The following is a 16,874-nucleotide window of genomic DNA, read 5'->3' as shown; positions in this document are numbered from 1 at the left end:
ATGAAAATATACCGTTTATATAGATCTTATTCAGCCTGGCGGACCTGTGCAGGTTCAACCGTTTCAATTGCCGACGATGCAGGCGGGTGAACACGCATCAGAACAATGTAGAAAAGAAAGGAGATCAGCACACCTACAAACCAAGAGATATCGTATAAGCTCTTTAATGCAGGAACATACATGCCAATCAGCGAAATCAGCGCGCCTAACATTGTGGCTGCGAACGCACGGTAATTGTAGCCCTTCCAATACACATACCGTCCTGTTTCGGAATACAAGTCATCTACCGAGAGCTCACGTTTGCGAATGATAAAATAATCGGCCATCATCACGCCTGCCACCGGTCCAAGCATGCCGCCTATTAAACCGAGAAATGCATACACGCTTGTCGCACTCTCCATCAGCTTCCACGGAACCGTAAATAAAGCGAGCAACGCTGTGATAAAGCTGCCGCGTTTGAAATTAATATATTTCGGCAGGGCATTCGCTATATCATAAGCGGGCGATACGATGTTCGCCGCGACGTTTACAGAGATCGTGGCGATGCAGAGCGTGATGACGGACAAGACGATGACATAAGGGTTATCAAACCGCGCCAAAATATCGACAACATCCCAAATCGGTTCTCCGAACGCGACCTGCGAGCCGGAGGTCACCGTAATACTGGCGAAAGCGAACAGCGCGAATGTTCCCGGCAAACCGTAAAATTGCCCTTTGATTTGCTCCTTTTGCGTTTCTGCAAACCGTGTAAAATCAGGTATATTTAAAATTAATGTCGCCCAGATGCCGATGATGCCGGTCACTCCGGCAGCAAACGGCCAGAATGTTTCTGAGAACGTATGGAACTTTCCTGGCTGAGAGTATATCGGTCCCAATCCTCCGGCAATATCGACGGCCCACCATACCATGCCGCCAAATACCAGATACACTAAAGGCCCTGCCCATACCTCAAAACGTTTAATTGACTCCATGCCATGATGCAATACGAGTAAATGAACGGCCCAAAAGAATACAAAAGAAAGCAAACCAGACAAGTGAAGGCCGAGAATGTTCCACTCGCCGCCAATTTCACCCCAGCCCGGCCACATATTCAAAAGCAAAATGTTCAGTGCCGTGCTGCCCGCAAAAGTCTGGATACCAAGCCACATGATGGCTGTAAACGCCCTCAGAAGCGCGGGGACATTTGCGCCGTATATCCCGTAAGAAGCCCGGATGATCACTGGAAACGGCAGCCCGTATTTTGTCCCCGCATGGCCGTTTAAGGCAAGAGCGCCAAATAAGATAAGCGATGCCGTAATAATGATCGCCAGCACCTGCCAAGGCGAAAGGCCGATCGCAATTAATCCTCCCACCGTCGCGTATGTCGGTATATTATGTATACATCCCATCCAAATGGAGGCAAAGTTCATTGCTCTCCATGTCCGTTTTTCCTGCCCCAAAGGCACCAGATCTTCATTGCTCAGCCTGTTGGATTGCTGCTGAATCTCTTTTAATTTCATAGCCGGCTCCCCTTTCGATATTGTCTGCTTTCCATTTCATGTATCGTTTTCTGACATTCGATGTCACTTAATATAACTGAAGAATCAGACAATAACATTGGCTATGATGTACAATTTTCTTATTTGTATTTGAACAGCCTAAACAAGAAAAAGAGACAGACCCTCAGAGCCCGTCTCTTTCTCAAGATGCAATTTTCATTAATGCAGCAAATCTCACAGCCATTAACAGGCTTGCTCCTCCCGTGATGATCATAATGATTCCCATCATATCAAAATGGGCTGCCGTGATTTCCTCACCAAAAAGAATGCCAAGAATCACCGAAGACAAAATCGATCCTAGGTAACGGCAGGTTTGAAACAGGCCGGAAGTCGTTCCTACCATGTTGGAAGGACTCGTTTTCAGCATTGCTGCCTGAAGCGCGACATTTCCCAGTCCGTAGCCTATGCCCAAGAGCGATAGAATGAGGCCTTTCCCGATGGTCTCGACATTGATAAAAAAGATGGTTAAGAGCACAGCTCCAGCCGTCATCAAAAGCGCTCCAGCAAAGATTGGCTTGACAACACCTGATCGGTCGATCCATTTGCCCGTAACAGGTGACACAATGATGCTCATTCCAGACATAAACAGCATAAACAGGCCGCTCGTTTGAACAGAAAGGTGCATTTCATCCTGAAAATAACTTGGCAGGCCAAAAAATAAACAATAGAAGAAAACATTCAGCAAAATAAATTGAACATATACAGCTGACAGGTTTCGCTGTGTTTTAAACAGACGGACATCAATGAAGGGCTTATCCGTTTTCAGCTCGCGCCAGACAAACGCACAGAGCAGAAGCACGCCAAGCACACCTTCAACTGCATGCGGCGACGTGCTGAACGACAGCAGGAAGGATAGAAGGAAAATGATTCCCCCGGCAAATAAAACAATTCCAAGAATGTCGAGCTGCCGAATAATCGTTTTGATTCCTGCCCCTTTTTTCTGATCCTCCGGGAACATATACAGGCCCAAAAAGAAGCTGAGGATAATAAACGGCAAATTAACGATAAAGATCGCCGGCCAGCCGCCCCACACAATCAAAAATCCGCCGACTGTCGGCCCCAGCGCCGTCATGGCGGACGCAAAGATCGAAAGTACAGCCAGGGCTGAAGCTTGGCGCTCATGAATATGATTCCGAATCAATCCGACACCTGACGGATAAATCGCACTGCTCCCCACCGATTGAAACAGCCGCATGACCAATAATGTCATAAATGTTGGCGCAAACGGCGCTCCGATGGCTGAAACCGCTACAAGAATAAGCCCGAATAAAAACAAGCGTTTCCGCCCAATTAAATCACCGAGCTTTCCCGTTACAGGCTGCGCTACGGCACTTGCCAGGTAAAACGAGGAAATCAGCCAGGAAACCGTTGTAAACGAGAGGTGAAACTCATGCTGGATGCTATGGAGCGCGAGAGAAATCATAGACGAGTTCAGCGGATTCAGCATTGTTCCAGAAGCCACCGCTGTTAAAAAAACAGCCCGGCTTTTTTTCGATAACATCATTTCACTTGTTCCAGAAATTCTTCCGTTGTCCGCGATTTACCGATTCTCGGGAAAATAAAGCGCAGTGTGGCTTCATGCTCTTCATCGCTAAACGTGGACATGGCATCTGTAATAAAAATCTGCTGATAGCCAAGCTGAAAGGCCTCGCGCGCTGTACTTTCCACCCCAATGTTCGTTGCAATGCCGCACAATACAATCGTATCAATGCCGCGGCGTCTCAGCTGCAAGTCTAAATCCGTGCCAAAAAACGCACCCCACTGCCGTTTTGTCACCGTGTAATCTCCATCCTGCACACCGATTTCCGGAACAAATTCGGCCCAGTCCGCCGGCATCTCCCCTGAACCTTCCTGCGCGGGCTCATCCGTTTGCGGCTTCAGAGCGTCGGCTCCATCGTGAAAGGCTACATTTACAAAGCTGATGAACCCGTTCTGTTTCCGAAATTCATCTACAAGCTTTTTCGCATTCGGGACAACCTGGCCGCTTTGATCAATCGGCACAATTCCCTTTTGTAAATCAATGATCACCAATGCTGTTTTTTGAAAATCAATGTTGAGTGTATTCATCAACGTCTCCTCCTGATACTGTTAGTGTTTCTCACATCGCATATTTTACTCTTCACACTGCCTAAGTTCTTTTTTGATGCTTGTGAAATTCTCAGAAGGAGCGTTTTCTCATGATTTTTCTTTTATGTAATAGTAACAAGTTGTGCATACGAACAAACCGGCAAGCACTGTAATCATAAGGGGCGTCATCACTTCATCACCTGCCTGCCGTCTATCGGTTCCTGCCTGAAAATGCCTATGAATTTGCGGCGATCCACCCAAAGCAGGATGAGACACATAACCATTAATATCGTGCTAAGATCCTGCACGCCAATATCAAAACAATAGTTAATCAAGACGATGTTCACTATAATGGGCATAAAAATAACTGCCCCTAATGCAGCCGTTCGCGGAATCAGTAATAAAACAGCTGCTAGGATTTCACCAAAACCTATAAACAATTCATAGACATGAGAATAACCGAAAAATGTCCACGCGATGGTAAACCCCTTCCCGGCAGCCGCCTCGATTTCAGGCGTCACCTCGCCAAACTGGCCAATCACCACTTTCGCCAAACCATACACAAAAAAATTAAAGGCTAAAAACAATCGGAACGTCGCGGGAATCGACTTACATATCGCTCTCCTCAACCTGCCGCCTTTATTCATCATACATCCCCCTCAGTGTATTATTTGATTTAGTACACTTAATACAGTATAGAGCTTTCTAATCAATGTCAATTCCCTTTTCCGCTCATATGAACAGCTTCTTTTATAGATATAAAGTCTTATATCATAAAAAATGCTGTTCTCCTTTCTTTCCATCCCTCGATAACATTCACTCAAAAACCATGTTAGGAAATCTTACATGAAAATGTTTTATCGTTCTTTTTTCTCTATAATGAAGAACTATAATAATTGCTTTTTATTCTGAAAGATACGGAGGAATGAGACATGCAAATGGGCGATACAGTTTTTATGTTCTTTTGCGCTTTACTCGTGTGGCTGATGACCCCGGGATTAGCGTTATTTTATGGAGGGATGGTAAAAAGCAAAAATGTGCTGAGCACTGCCATGCACAGTTTCTCTTCCATTGCCATCGTTTCCATCGTTTGGGTGCTGTTCGGATATACACTTGCCTTCGCACCAGGCAATTCCATCATCGGCGGACTGGAGTGGGCAGGCCTCAAAGGGGTCGGATTTGATCCGGGAGATTACAGCGATACCATTCCCCACTCGTTATTCATGATGTTCCAAATGACGTTCGCTGTCCTGACTACAGCGATTATTTCCGGGGCTTTCGCAGAGCGGATGCGATTCGGCGCTTTTCTTTTATTCTCGGTTTTATGGTCCTCCTTGGTTTACACACCCGTAGCGCATTGGGTATGGGGCGGCGGCTGGATCGGCCAGCTTGGGGCGCTCGATTTCGCCGGCGGCAACGTTGTTCATATTTCCTCCGGTGTGGCAGGACTTGTTCTTGCTATTGTGCTAGGCAAACGGAAAGATGGCACAGCGTCTTCTCCGCATAACCTTATTTACACCTTCTTAGGAGGAGCCTTGATTTGGTTCGGCTGGTTCGGCTTTAACGTCGGCAGCGCTTTGACCTTAGATGGCGTGGCCATGTATGCCTTCATCAACACAAACACCGCGGCAGCAGCCGGAATTGCCGGCTGGATCTTAGTTGAGTGGATCATTAACAAAAAACCGACAATGCTCGGAGCAGTATCCGGCGCGATTGCCGGGCTTGTCGCCATTACGCCGGCAGCCGGATTTGTCACACCGTTTTCTTCCATTATTATTGGCATCATCGGCGGGGCCGTCTGTTTCTGGGGTGTATTCTCGCTGAAAAAGAAATTCGGATACGATGACGCGCTTGACGCCTTTGGCCTGCACGGGATCGGCGGGACATGGGGCGGAATCGCGACAGGATTATTCGCAACAACCTCTGTTAACTCAGCGGGAGCAAATGGGTTATTCTACGGTGACGCAAGCTTAATCTGGAAACAAATTCTCGCGATAGCCGCCACTTATGTTTTTGTATTTATTGTCACTTTCGTTATTATTAAATTTGTAAGCCTCTTCCTTCCCCTTCGTGCAACCGAAGAAGAAGAATCACTTGGGCTTGACTTAACGATGCACGGGGAAAAAGCATATCAAGATTCTATGTGAGGAGTGACGTTATGAGCGGTCAAATGTTCAAGGTAGAGATTGTAACGCGTCCGGCAAATTTTGAAAAGCTGAAGCAGGAACTCGGAAAAATCGGTGTCACCTCTCTCACCTTCTCCAATGTTCACGGCTGCGGCCTTCAAAAAGCACATACGGAGCTCTATCGAGGGGTAAAAATAGAAAGCAATGTATACGAGCGTCTAAAAATTGAAATCGTGGTCAGCAAGGTGCCTGTTGATCAAGTGACTGAGATCGCTAAAAGGGTGCTGAAAACAGGATCGCCGGGTGACGGTAAAATATTTGTCTATGAAATCAGCAATACGATCAACATCCGCACAGGCGAAGAAGGACCTGAAGCACTTTAATGGTTTAGAAGAGATCCGAAATTCCGGGGTCTCTTTTTTTGTCCCCCATAAACACTGCTCCCTCTTCGAATTCTCTTCAAGCGTCATTCTTTCTGACAAACTCTTTTTGATTTGAAACTTTTTATGAGTATAATGAGTCTATTATTAAAAATGTAAAAGGTGATTATTTGAACTACGAAATTTTTAAAGCCATCCATGGTCTATCTCATCACAATTCCGTTCTCGATTCTATTATGGTCTTCATCACGGAATATGCCATTGTCGCCTATGCCCTTATCCTATTGGCGATCTGGCTGTTCGGGAACACACAAAGCAGAAAAAATGTACTTTACGCAGGCATCACAGGAATTGCAGGTCTTGTGATCAACTATTTGATTACACTTGTTTATTTCGAACCGCGCCCGTTCGTTGCGCATACTGTGCATACATTGATACCGCATGCTGCGGATGCTTCATTTCCAAGTGACCATACGACAGGTGCATTAGCGATTTCTATCGCGATGCTTTTCAGAAACCGTAAAATCGGCTGGCCGCTTGTCATTTTCGGGCTTTTGACAGGCTTTTCGAGAATTTGGGTGGGACATCACTATCCGGTAGATGTATTAGGCAGCCTCGTTGTCGCCATCATTATCGGGTTCCTATTCTTTAGATTTTCAGAACTGCTTCGCCCGTTCGTCGATTTGGTCGTGAGGATCTATGAAGCCATGATCAATAAACTGACGAAAAAACCAACCGATCAAAATTTCTAAAAAGACAAAAGCCGGCGTCTTTAACCAAGACAGCCGGCTTTAATATTTTTCATACATCTCTTGTTTTCTCCGCTTCGCCAACACATATAATCCATAAAACAATCCAATTCCAACAGCATCGATGAGCACATCTCGAATGCATCCATTCCTGCTGAAGAAGAGCTGAAGAACTTCTGTGAAAAAAGCAAACGCGAATGAGCCAACTGCTGCTGATCTTATGCTGCCCCGCTGTTTCCACAGCAAATAAGTCAGCACAAAGAAGGAAAACGCGTGCCCGATTTTTTGAATACACGCTTCAGGTACAGTAAGCTCAGTAAAATCCATAACGAAAAATTGAGACAGGTCAGGGTGCGGCTGAAAATGAAAAGCCACCGTTTGCGATACGACCATACCACTGAAGCTTTCCGTACAAACAGAAAGCAGGATAAAAAAGATCCAGCCTGCGAGCAATAGGCGGTTCATGACATAACCTCCTTTATAGTCTACGTGCTTATGTGTAACTACATAGACGATTAAATAAAGCAGAAAGTAACAAAAAAAACGCCCATCACACGGATAGACGTTTTCTAGATTAAGACTGTTCAGTGTCTTCTGTTGTGCTGCTTTCTTTAGAACCAGATTTGTCAGTTGAATCGTCCTTTTTCTCACCGGACTTTTCTTCTGTTCCTTTTTCAGTTGATCCATCCTTTTTTTCGGAAGATTGCTGAATGGATTCTTCTGTTTCTTGTGTGGCAGCTTTTTCTTCAGCAGCTGCTGCTTTTTCAATAGAAGAAACCGGCTTGTCCATAAAGTTTAACGGATTCATTGCGACTCCATCTTTACGGATTTCAAAGTGCACGTGGTTTCCGCTGTCTTCACTGTAAAGGTTCTTGCCAGATTTTCCGATCACTTGGTTTTGTTTTACTTTGTCACCTTGCTCAACACTTGCTTCAGAAAGGGATTGATACACAGTCGACAAACCGTCGGCATGTTCAACTTCCACAACATATCCCAGCACTGGATCTTTTTCAGCTTTGACAACCGTACCGCTCAGAGAAGCAGAAACATCGAAATCTTTTCCGTCTTTCTCAGCTAAGTCAATTCCTTTGCTTAGGCTGTACGTGTTATTATAGGTAACGAGTGCTGCTTCTTTCTCTTCTTTTGCGGCATCGGTTTCATAGAACTTTTTCACAACAGAAACGTTTTCAGAATCAACAACCGGCATTGCGACATTTTCCATTGACTTTCCTACTTCAACTGCATCGTCGTTGTTGTCATATGCAGAGTTTCCGCCGTTATCAGCTAACTGATCCTTTACCTCATCATTTGATACTGATTGATACCAAAGGACAGCTGTTAAAATGACGGCCGCACTGACTAAGTAAATTGCAGGGAACACCCAGCGTTTACGAAAAAACTGCTGAAGTTTTTTGACTTGAGAAGTTTTCTTTTCTTCCTCTCTCATTGTTTCATCACCTCAGCAACATTCTGAACACTTTTCTGAAAATATATACACCTATCCAAAAAAACTTTTTTTAGATGTAGTTTGCGCAGACTAATACGAAAATATGTCATTTTTTTGAGAGGAGTGCCAAATACGCATGAACATGACATTGCGTCTTGCTGAACATAAAGATCTGGAGGCTGTTGTTGCGATTTATAATTCAACGATTGCTTCTCGAATGGTAACAGCCGATACCGAACCGGTAACTCCTGAAGATCGGATGGAATGGTTTTTGGGACATACAGAGTCACGTCCGCTCTATGTTGCCGAGGACGAAAACGGAAACGTCGCTGCCTGGATCAGTTTTGAAACATTTTATGGAAGGCCGGCCTATAATAAAACAGCGGAGGTCAGCATATACATTGACGAAGCATGCCGCGGCAAAGGTGTTGGATCATTTTTGCTTCAGGAAGCGCTCCGCATTGCGCCGGATCTTGGCATCCGCTCACTTATGGCCTTCATTTTCGGACATAATAAACCAAGCCTGAAGCTGTTTGAGAAGCACGGGTTTGCAGAATGGGGACTATTCCCCGGCATCGCCGAAATGGACGGGAAAAGATACGATTTAAAAATTTTAGGGAGAGAGCTGTCATGATTAGTTTGGATAAAGATGAAAACGAAATGGAAAATCATAATGAGGAAAACAGCCCCGTTGAGCAGGAGACTGCGCCTGCGGAAAATGAGAGCCGCCAGCTGAGCGCCTCTGCTGTCAAGTCTCTATCCGCCATTGCCAAGTGGGGCAAAATTTCCGGCATCTTGTTCATTATTATGGGATCGCTTGTTACTCTGTCTGCTTTAATGACAGTGATTGGCGCCATTCCGGGCGTACTGCTCATTATTTCAGGCGTATTTTTAATGCGCTCGGCAAAAGCAGCCGCTGAAGCCGAAGGAAATTTAGCCGGCAGCGCTGGCGAAAGCATGCTTGAAAATTACGCGACATTTATTAAAATGCAGCTGTTTTACGCAGCATCCAGTATCGTCACCTGCCTGATCGGAATCATTGTAGCCATTTTCGTGCTGGTGATAATCGGCATTGCTGCTTTTGAAAATACCCCTTCGTATGATGATCCGGATTCTTACTATTATGAGGACGATCCGGTGTTTGAATAATGATGAAGCAGGACAGGGCATGAGTTCCGGATCAAATGGAACCATGCCTTTTTTATTTGTCGATTTCCGTAAAATTGTCAATCAAAGCAGGCTGGCGTAAACACCAAGTATTGAAGCAAGCATACAATCAGACATCATTAGTGGAGGAAAATCAACCCAGAAATAAATAATAAAAAAACTGTCCATGAGGTCTGGTATCTGCATACAAAAAAACACCCGGATTGTCTGGAAAATCCAACAATCCGGGTGCAGCTTTTATTCATACATTTTCTTGCGTCTGTCTTCCTCAGTCAAAAATTCAACAAAACTCCGCATCGCAAACGGTTCTTCCTTTATCTGTCGTGCGTAGGAGTTTTTCCGTTCTTCTGAAAGGATGTCGCTCTTTTTGATCCTGTTCAGCATATAGATGTGAACCGTTTTTTGGATTTGTTTGTGCTGATAGCCTGCCTCTTTAAAAAACGCCAGCCCGAGCGCCGCCAAAAGAGCGAATATGCCCGCACTGATCAGGGATCCCCTGTCAGCTGAAGCGTGAAATAGAAAAGCAGCTAAATTAAAGAGAGAGAATGCAGCAAGCGGAATAGCAAGAAAACGGTAAATGACGGTTTTTTTCATGAAAGGCTGTACAGCCTTTTGAATTTTTTGCATTTCTGTTTTGATGAACCCCGGCATTTGTTCGACTCTGTAAAAGTTCATGTTATCCTCCCCCTTTATTTGTTGTTGCAAGGCTTCACGAACGTTATCATATGTGTTTATTTTAACGCAGGTGCAAGCCGGTTTTAAAGAAATCTGCCCGTATTTTTCACGAAGAATCTGGATCGCCGCTCTTTATTCTTTTAAAATGTGAGTGTTATAATTTGTAATGGGAATCAGATTACTGTTATTCATGGAATACTAATGGCAATCTTCTTGATAAATATGAATGAGCGGGGTTACAAAGTGAGTATTTCTTCCATCCTTTTATCACTTTTTTTCATTTTAAATATTCTTTTGGCGATCGTTGTCATCTTCAAAGAACGGCGCGATGCCAGCGCATCTTGGGCGTGGCTGCTTGTTCTTTTCTTTATTCCCGTTTTAGGCTTTATTTTATACCTATTATTCGGCCATAATCTTAGACGCAAGCATTTGTTTCAATGGGAAGACCGAAAAAAGATTGGAATCGAAAGGCTGCTGAAGCATCAGCTTGAAGATTTAGAAACCAAGCAATTCCAGTTCAACAACCGGGCAACCTTTGATAACAAAGATTTAATTTATATGCTGATCATGAATAATCATGCTGTGTTTACAGAGGATAATTCAGTTGACGTCATTACAGACGGAAGGGATAAATTTCAGCGGCTGCTGAATGACATTTCAAAGGCTAAGGATCATATCCACTTACAGTATTATATTTATAAAGGTGATGAATTAGGCAAAAAATTGCGGGACGCTCTCATCCAAAAAGCGAAAGAAGGTGTTCAGGTCAGAGTGCTTTATGATGAACTCGGGTCCAGAACGCTGAGAAAAAAGTTTTTTAAAGAGCTTCGCGAGGCTGGCGGGCATGTGGAGGTCTTTTTTCCTTCAAAGCTCAGGCCGATTAACCTGCGGCTGAATTACCGGAACCACCGAAAGCTTGTGATCATAGACGGCATGACCGGTTATGTCGGTGGTTTTAATGTCGGAGATGAGTATCTGGGGCTTAATCCGAAATTCGGTTATTGGCGGGATACGCATATCAGGCTGCAAGGGACGGCCGTGCACGCCATCCAAACACGGTTCATCCTTGACTGGAACCAAGCTTCACATCACCATACGCTGACATATATTCCGAATCACTTTCCTGATTACGGCCCAAAAGGCAACGTCGGGATGCAGATTGTCACAAGCGGCCCTGATTCGGAATGGGAACAAATTAAAAATGGCTACATTAAAATGATATCGAACGCCAAGCGTTCCATTTTGATTCAAACGCCTTATTTTATCCCGGATGCAAGCCTTCTGGATGCATTAAGGATCGCTTGCCTTTCGGGCATTGACGTCAACATTATGATTCCGAACAAGCCTGATCACGCCTTCGTATACTGGGCCACGCTTTCATACATCGGCGATCTGCTGAAGGCCGGAGCGACTGTCTATATTTATGATAACGGCTTTATTCACGCGAAAACCATCGTGGTGGATGACGAAATCGCTTCAGTCGGCACAGCGAACATTGATGTCCGAAGCTTCAGGCTGAATTTTGAGGTTAATGCATTTATTTACGATATCACCATTGCTAAAAAACTGGTTTCAACTTTTAAAGAAGATTTGCTAGTATCCAGAAAATTCACCTATGAGGAGTACCTGCAGCGCCCGTTGTGGATTCGAATAAAAGAATCTGTCTCGCGGCTGTTGTCGCCGATCTTATAAGATGCGCCAAAAACCCGGCCTTTACGGCCGGGTTTTGTCTTGATGGTCACAGTAAATAATGATCGCCTCCCGCAAAAAAGCGGCAAGACCTTCTCCATATTGATCGATCGAATCAGTAAATCGCGCGTCAGTGATATACACTTCTCCAAGTCCCCTGAAAATGTCGAGTGTGCAATCGTAATGATATTGGCAAATATGATCGCGAAATGCCCCCACTGCGGCCTGAACCTCTGTATCATCGGGCCCATGTTTCATTCGTGCCGCAATTCGTCTGTAAATCGAATCGAATTCAGACATGATCGACCGCCAATCATCTGCCGAGTAAGAAGACGTCTTTTTCTCTGTTTCTTCTGCGATTTCCTTTCCATACAGCTTTCTGACTTCATCAGCGTATGTCCGCTGGTGCTCTTCAATGTCTTTCATGCTTAATCCGGCAAATAAATCCCGCTTATTCATCGTTTCCCCTCCATCAACGGACAAAAGCGTCCTGTCTATTGTTTGAATCATTTCTTCCATTCTTTGATTTTTCTTCATCAATATTTCCTTTTGCGACTGAAGCGCCGCTTTCCGGTCAAAATTCGGATGATCCAGCATCTCTTTAATTTCATCCAGACGAAACCCAATTTCCTTGAAAAATAAAATCTGCTGCAGTCGTTCCAGATCTGCGTCACTGTACAATCGATACCCAGCATCAGTAAGCGCTGAAGGAATCAGAAGCTCAATATGGTCATAGTGATGAAGCGTCCGAATGCTGACGCCCGATATTTCCGCCACTTGTTTGACTTGATATTTCATACATAACACCTCCTCTTTTTTATCGTAAACAATCACGCAGCGTTAGGGTCAATCCCAAAAATGTTGTTTTCTATATACAAAACTTCTCACAAATAGTGTATAAAAGAAAAGTGAGTATTTTTTTGTAAAGGGGAGCTACTATACATGAATCCTGAAACAATGAACAAAACCCTCATCAGCATTTCAAAATGGGGAAAAGCTACAGGCATTTTATTTATTATTATGGGCGCAATTACCGCGCTTTCAGGCGCGTTCTTTTTTCTAATCGGTGCCGTGCCGGGCGTGCTTCAAATTATTTCCGGCATCTTTTTGATGAGGTCAGCTAGAGAAGCAGGCCAAATGGCTGAACACAATAGCGGACAGTCTGAAGACTTAATGCTGGAGAATTACGCGAAATTCGTAAAGATGCAAGGGATTTATTTGATCGTAAGTATTGCTGTATCCATTCTTGCGATTATCGCCTTCTTCATCTTTTTAATGCTTGGGATTGCTGACGGCCTTTTCAGCGATACGTACAGCACTTATTAATGAGAAAAACCCGGAGCTGGCTCCGGGTTTTTTATTATTCCGCTTCGCTTACTACTGTGAAGCGCTCATTTTTGTGTTCGGGATTTTCAAGCTCATCCAACACGGCAATCGCATAATCTGCATAGCTGATATAGCTGTCGCCTTTGGCATTTACGATGACATTGTCTTTCCCTTTTTGGTAAGAGCCAGTCCGTTTTCCTGCCGGATCAAAAAATGCCGCAGGACTGAGGAATGTCCAGGAAATAGAGTCTGTCTGCTGCAAGTCTTTCAGGTTCTCGCCTTGATTTGATGCAGTTGGCAAATATTCTTTCGGAAATTCGGGCGTATCCATTAAACGGATTGTTTTGGCTTCATCAACAAACAGGCTTCCCGCTCCGCCAACAACAAGCAATCTTGTGTGCTTCGCGTCTTTTAATATGCTGATGAGTGCTCTGCCTGCTTCTACATGAAGATGTTCCTGGCCGGGCGCTGCCCCAAAAGCATTTACGACCGCGTCAAAAGGCTTGATGTCTTCTGCAGTCAGTTCAAACACATCTTTCTCCAAAACCGCTACGTCCTGTTCCTGCACTTTTGAAGCATTTCGGACGATGGCAGTCACTTCATGGCCTCTTGTTTTCGCTTCTTTCAAAATCTCATTTCCTGCTTTTCCGCTTGCCCCGATAATTCCAATTTTCATTTTTCATTTCCTCCTTGTTTGTAACAACTTTAGTTACATGTTGGCAGTGAGAAGTCATCCCTTTTGTCTAAAAGAGATGATTCATAACATCTTTTAATGACTTGCTTGCCAGTTCATTTTCCATCGCTCTTTGGACACTTTCAAACGTTTCATCCAGGGCGTTCTGAATTTTTTTCCCTACCGGACATTTCGGGTTTGGGTTTTCATGAACCGCAAAGAGTTCTTCTTGCTTTTGGACAGCCCGGTACACTTCTAAAAGAGAAATATCCGCCGGATCTTTTCTGAGGCTTGCACCAGGCACACCTGCGCGTGAGGTGAGAATATCAGCTTTTTTCAGCAGGCTGATCATTCTTCGGACCACTACCGGATTTGTGTTGACACTGTCAGCAATGATTTCTGAAGATGTTTTTTCATCCATCGAGATGAGGGATAAAATATGAATGGCAACAGCAAGACGGCTGTTAATCATGTTTTTTCACCACCGTTGTAACTATAATAGTTACATTTAGTTCGTTTGTCAACATCTAATATACACTAAATACACGTGTTTTGTGCACCGTTTTTAGTCAATAGAACGGCCGGATGCACTCCGGCCGCGTCTTATCAGAATAAAAAATATCTTTGTCCAAGCGGAACATAATCGACAGGCTGGCAAGACAATTCCTCCCCATCAGCGAAGACCTGATAGGTTTTTGGATCAACCTCAATTTTCGGCAAAGCTGAGTTCAATTTCATATCCAGCTTGCTCAGCTTTCTGATATTTTTGACAGGAGAAATTCTTTTTTGCAACCCTAACCTTTCCGCCACACCCCGCTCTATGCTTGCCTGTGACATGAATGTAATCGAGGTTGAGTTGTTGGCTTTTCCGTAAGACGCATACATTTGGCGCATGAAAACCGGTTCAGGAGTCGGGATGGAAGCGTTTGGATCTCCCATTTGCGCACGTGCAATCATGCCGCCCTTTAAGACCAATTCCGGTTTTACACCGAAAAATACCGGGTCCCACAGAACGAGATCGGCAAGCTTCCCTTTTTCTACCGAGCCGACTTCATGGCTGAGCCCGTGCGTAATTGCCGGATTTATCGTGTATTTGGCAATGTACCGTTTTGCGCGCACATTGTCGTTCCCATTTTCGCCGGCAAGAGCGCCTCGCTGCTTTTTCATTTTATCGGCTACCTGCCACGTTCGGATGATCACTTCACCGACCCGTCCCATCGCTTGGGAATCCGATGATGTCATGCTGATCGCACCGATATCATGGAGAATATCCTCCGCGGCAATCGTCGCAGCCCTGATTCTGGAATGGCTGAACGCCACATCTTCAGGCACTTTCGCATCTAAATGGTGACAGACCATCATCATATCAAGATGCTCATCCATCGTATTAACGGTATAAGGAATGGTTGGCGTTGTAGATGACGGCAGAATGTTCGCGTAAGAGGCAAGCTTCATAATATCCGGGGCGTGGCCGCCGCCTGCACCTTCAATGTGATAGGTATGAATGACCCGGTCCCCAATCGCGTCGAGCGTGTTTTCCAAAAACCCCGCTTCGTTAATCGTATCTGTATGGATGGCAACTTGAATATCAGCCTCATCCACGACTTCCATACACGTTTTAATGGCGCTTGGCGTCGTGCCCCAATCTTCATGAAGCTTAAGGCCGATGGCGCCGGCTTCCACCTGCTCGATCAGCGGCGCTTTATCGGATGCATTCCCTTTCCCTAAGAAACCGACATTGATTGGAAACGCTTCGGCCGCTTCCAGCATTCTCGCCATATACCATGCGCCGGATGTACAAGTGGTCGCTTTGCTGCCAGTTGCGGGTCCTGTTCCGCCTCCCAAAAGGGTCGTCACACCTGAAGAAAGCGCAACTTCCATCTGCTGCGGACAAATAAAATGAATGTGTGTGTCCACTCCCCCGGCTGTTAAAATTTTGCCTTCACCGGAAATCACCTCTGTACCCGCTCCGATGACCATATGCGGATCGACACCATCCATGATATCAGGATTTCCGCTTTTTCCGACGCCGACAATCCGGCCATCCTTCACACCGACATCAGCTTTGACAATGCCTGTGTAATCCAATAGCACGACGTTGGTGATAACCAAATCCAAAGCGCCGTCCTTCCCTGTAATTCTGCCGTTTTGGCCCATGCCATCGCGGATCGTTTTTCCACCGCCAAAGATCATTTCTTCACCGTAGACTGTGAAATCCTTTTCGACTTCGATCCATAAATCCGTGTCGCCCAATCTGATTTTATCGCCCGTTGTCGGGCCAAACAGCTCCGCATATTCCTTCCGTGACATTTTCATCGGATTACACCCTCCATCCAGCCGGCTTGTTTTAAGTTGGCCAACGTTTTTTCTTTGCCGCGTTCATCGATAAACGTGTCAGCCATTCCGTTCAGGCCTCTAATTGTCTTGCGTCCCCCGATTTCCACAAGTGTGACCGTTTTCTGCTCTCCAGGCTCAAAACGGACCGACGTGCCCGAAGGAACATCAAGGCGCATGCCGATCGCCAGCTCACGGTCAAATAATAAAGACCCGTTTGCTTCCGCAAAATGAAAATGCGAGCCGACTTGAATGGAGCGTGATCCGGTGTTTTTTACCGTAATCTCCCGTGTCTCACGGCCTTCATTAATCGTTATCATTCCCTCAGCAATTTGAAATGCCCCCGGCTTCATGACTTCACCTCCGCAGAAATTGGCTGATGTACCGTAACAAGCTTTACTCCATCCGGGAATGTGGCCTCTACCTGAATGCTGTCCAGCATCTCAGGCACACCCTCCATCACATCTTTTTCCGTTAACACATGGCGGCCGGCTTCCATCAGCTCTGCTACTCCCTTCCCATCACGCGCGCCTTCCATAATAAAGCAGGTGATATAAGCGGCAGCCTCAGGATAGTTCAGCAGAACGCCCCGCGCCTTTCGCTGTTTGGCTAATTCCCCCGCTGCAAAAATGAGCAATTTTTCTTGTTCAACCGGTGTCAGTTTCATCTGTAATCCTCCTTCTTTTGTCATATAAAGCGGATG

At 45.3% G+C, this 16,874-nt stretch carries 20 protein-coding genes; 7 read left to right on the top strand and 13 right to left on the bottom strand.

Annotation, left to right across the window (positions count from 1 at the left end; translation table 11 throughout):
• Nucleotides 1-26 precede the first annotated feature (26 nt).
• From pucI to NZD81_RS13785, 4 genes are all read right to left on the bottom strand, one after another.
• Nucleotides 27-1,499 carry an allantoin permease gene (gene pucI / locus NZD81_RS13800; RefSeq protein WP_282373755.1) on the bottom strand — a complete coding sequence of 491 codons (1,473 nt, stop codon included), beginning with the start codon at nucleotides 1,497-1,499 and terminating at the stop codon, nucleotides 27-29.
• A gap of 181 nt (nucleotides 1,500-1,680) precedes the next feature.
• Nucleotides 1,681-3,039, bottom strand: coding sequence for an MFS transporter (locus NZD81_RS13795; RefSeq protein WP_282374359.1), 1,359 nt, complete (start codon nucleotides 3,037-3,039; stop codon nucleotides 1,681-1,683).
• A complete protein-coding gene (locus tag NZD81_RS13790) occupies nucleotides 3,039-3,608 on the bottom strand; it encodes a hydrolase (protein ID WP_081483648.1) in 570 nt (189 codons plus the stop codon). The genes NZD81_RS13795 and NZD81_RS13790 overlap by 1 nt, the downstream gene beginning before the upstream one ends.
• A 185-nt stretch (nucleotides 3,609-3,793) precedes the next feature.
• The gene (locus NZD81_RS13785; protein WP_014665676.1) at nucleotides 3,794-4,255 is read right to left on the bottom strand and encodes a hypothetical protein; all 462 of its coding nucleotides are present in this window, start codon (nucleotides 4,253-4,255) and stop codon (nucleotides 3,794-3,796) included.
• Nucleotides 4,256-4,537: 282 nt separating this feature from the next.
• Here NZD81_RS13785 and amtB point away from each other — a divergent pair, with 282 nt between their 5' ends.
• From amtB to bcrC, 3 genes are all read left to right on the top strand, one after another.
• A complete protein-coding gene (gene amtB, locus NZD81_RS13780; protein WP_014665677.1) occupies nucleotides 4,538-5,752 on the top strand; it encodes an ammonium transporter AmtB in 1,215 nt (404 codons plus the stop codon).
• Nucleotides 5,753-5,763: 11 nt separating this feature from the next.
• On the top strand, nucleotides 5,764-6,114 hold the full coding sequence (locus tag NZD81_RS13775) for a P-II family nitrogen regulator (RefSeq protein ID WP_014665678.1): 351 nt from the start codon (nucleotides 5,764-5,766) through the stop codon (nucleotides 6,112-6,114).
• Between the two features lie 167 nt (nucleotides 6,115-6,281).
• Complete coding sequence (gene bcrC / locus NZD81_RS13770; RefSeq protein ID WP_014665679.1) at nucleotides 6,282-6,863, top strand: undecaprenyl-diphosphate phosphatase BcrC; 582 nt, start codon at nucleotides 6,282-6,284, stop codon at nucleotides 6,861-6,863.
• Between the two features lie 39 nt (nucleotides 6,864-6,902).
• Here the strand turns inward: bcrC and NZD81_RS13765 are convergent, their stop codons facing one another.
• A complete protein-coding gene (locus tag NZD81_RS13765; RefSeq protein ID WP_014665680.1) occupies nucleotides 6,903-7,325 on the bottom strand; it encodes a VanZ family protein in 423 nt (140 codons plus the stop codon).
• 109 nt (nucleotides 7,326-7,434) lie between these two features.
• Nucleotides 7,435-8,307 (bottom strand): stage II sporulation protein SpoIIQ, encoded by an 873-nt coding sequence (gene spoIIQ / locus NZD81_RS13760; protein WP_014665681.1) that lies wholly within the window; start codon nucleotides 8,305-8,307, stop codon nucleotides 7,435-7,437.
• Between the two features lie 142 nt (nucleotides 8,308-8,449).
• Here spoIIQ and NZD81_RS13755 point away from each other — a divergent pair, with 142 nt between their 5' ends.
• Both NZD81_RS13755 and NZD81_RS13750 read left to right on the top strand, forming a co-directional pair.
• Nucleotides 8,450-8,941: a GNAT family N-acetyltransferase gene (locus tag NZD81_RS13755; protein ID WP_080488051.1), complete on the top strand. Its 492-nt coding sequence runs from the start codon at nucleotides 8,450-8,452 to the stop codon at nucleotides 8,939-8,941.
• Nucleotides 8,938-9,456, top strand: a complete 519-nt coding sequence (locus NZD81_RS13750; protein ID WP_014665683.1) for a DUF5362 family protein — start codon at nucleotides 8,938-8,940, stop codon at nucleotides 9,454-9,456. Before NZD81_RS13755 ends, NZD81_RS13750 begins: the two co-directional genes overlap by 4 nt.
• A 255-nt stretch (nucleotides 9,457-9,711) precedes the next feature.
• Here NZD81_RS13750 and NZD81_RS13745 read toward each other — a convergent pair whose 3' ends face one another.
• On the bottom strand, nucleotides 9,712-10,149 hold the full coding sequence (locus NZD81_RS13745; protein WP_014665686.1) for a DUF5392 family protein: 438 nt from the start codon (nucleotides 10,147-10,149) through the stop codon (nucleotides 9,712-9,714).
• A gap of 243 nt (nucleotides 10,150-10,392) precedes the next feature.
• On the opposite strand from NZD81_RS13745, the gene cls reads away from it, so the two are divergent.
• On the top strand, nucleotides 10,393-11,841 hold the full coding sequence (cls, locus tag NZD81_RS13740; RefSeq protein WP_040081569.1) for a cardiolipin synthase: 1,449 nt from the start codon (nucleotides 10,393-10,395) through the stop codon (nucleotides 11,839-11,841).
• A gap of 21 nt (nucleotides 11,842-11,862) precedes the next feature.
• Here the strand turns inward: cls and NZD81_RS13735 are convergent, their stop codons facing one another.
• On the bottom strand, nucleotides 11,863-12,636 hold the full coding sequence (locus NZD81_RS13735) for a MerR family transcriptional regulator (RefSeq protein WP_289860831.1): 774 nt from the start codon (nucleotides 12,634-12,636) through the stop codon (nucleotides 11,863-11,865).
• Nucleotides 12,637-12,780: 144 nt separating this feature from the next.
• Here NZD81_RS13735 and NZD81_RS13730 point away from each other — a divergent pair, with 144 nt between their 5' ends.
• Nucleotides 12,781-13,164: a DUF5362 family protein gene (locus NZD81_RS13730; RefSeq protein ID WP_003227738.1), complete on the top strand. Its 384-nt coding sequence runs from the start codon at nucleotides 12,781-12,783 to the stop codon at nucleotides 13,162-13,164.
• Nucleotides 13,165-13,198: 34 nt separating this feature from the next.
• Here NZD81_RS13730 and NZD81_RS13725 read toward each other — a convergent pair whose 3' ends face one another.
• From NZD81_RS13725 to ureA, 5 genes are all read right to left on the bottom strand, one after another.
• On the bottom strand, nucleotides 13,199-13,840 hold the full coding sequence (locus NZD81_RS13725; protein ID WP_069150476.1) for an NAD(P)-dependent oxidoreductase: 642 nt from the start codon (nucleotides 13,838-13,840) through the stop codon (nucleotides 13,199-13,201).
• Nucleotides 13,841-13,907: 67 nt separating this feature from the next.
• Nucleotides 13,908-14,309, bottom strand: a complete 402-nt coding sequence (locus tag NZD81_RS13720; RefSeq protein WP_014665691.1) for an Rrf2 family transcriptional regulator — start codon at nucleotides 14,307-14,309, stop codon at nucleotides 13,908-13,910.
• Nucleotides 14,310-14,443: 134 nt separating this feature from the next.
• Complete coding sequence (ureC, locus tag NZD81_RS13715; RefSeq protein ID WP_014665692.1) at nucleotides 14,444-16,153, bottom strand: urease subunit alpha; 1,710 nt, start codon at nucleotides 16,151-16,153, stop codon at nucleotides 14,444-14,446.
• The gene (gene ureB, locus NZD81_RS13710) at nucleotides 16,150-16,524 is read right to left on the bottom strand and encodes an urease subunit beta (protein ID WP_134975004.1); all 375 of its coding nucleotides are present in this window, start codon (nucleotides 16,522-16,524) and stop codon (nucleotides 16,150-16,152) included. Before ureB ends, ureC begins: the two co-directional genes overlap by 4 nt.
• Complete coding sequence (gene ureA, locus NZD81_RS13705; protein ID WP_003227724.1) at nucleotides 16,521-16,838, bottom strand: urease subunit gamma; 318 nt, start codon at nucleotides 16,836-16,838, stop codon at nucleotides 16,521-16,523. The genes ureB and ureA overlap by 4 nt, the downstream gene beginning before the upstream one ends.
• Nucleotides 16,839-16,874: the final 36 nt, after the last annotated feature.

Source organism: Bacillus sp. B.PNR1 (assembly GCF_030386235.1).
GTDB lineage: Bacteria > Bacillota > Bacilli > Bacillales > Bacillaceae > Bacillus > Bacillus stercoris.
Note: the sequence above shows the minus strand (reverse complement) of the source record. Positions and strands in the feature narration are given on the sequence as shown.